The sequence below is a fragment of the Hungatella sp. SL.1.14 genome, from assembly GCF_024460495.1.
Taxonomy (GTDB): Bacteria; Bacillota; Clostridia; order Lachnospirales; family Lachnospiraceae; genus Hungatella; species Hungatella hathewayi.
In genome coordinates this window covers 1-297 of the sequence record NZ_JANFYJ010000392.1, presented here as the reverse complement: position 1 = coordinate 297, position 297 = coordinate 1, and the positions used below count along the sequence as shown (strand labels likewise).

The following is a 297-nucleotide window of genomic DNA, read 5'->3' as shown; positions in this document are numbered from 1 at the left end:
CACGAGGACCAGGGAAAAAGCTGAGGAGGTGATCACGGAGGGAGCCGTCTGGTGCAAAGATGTAAAGACCTGTGCCGCCGGACGTGACGCTGTGATTACCATCGTGGGATATCCGAAGGATGTGGAAGAGGTTTATTTCGGGGAAAACGGAATCATCGCCAGTGCGGATCCGGATACCGTTCTGATCGATATGACAACCACGAGTCCGAAGCTGGCGGTCAGGATATACGAGGATGCCAAAAAGACGGGATTAAAGGCTCTCGACGCACCGGTAACCGGCGGAGATACGGGGGCCAG

The 297-nt window shown here is 55.6% G+C and carries 1 protein-coding gene; it reads left to right on the top strand.

Annotated features, from left to right (window positions below; genetic code table 11):
• The coding region (locus tag NE473_RS31510; protein ID WP_256265673.1) for an NAD(P)-binding domain-containing protein at window positions 1-297 on the top strand (297 nt) is incomplete at both ends.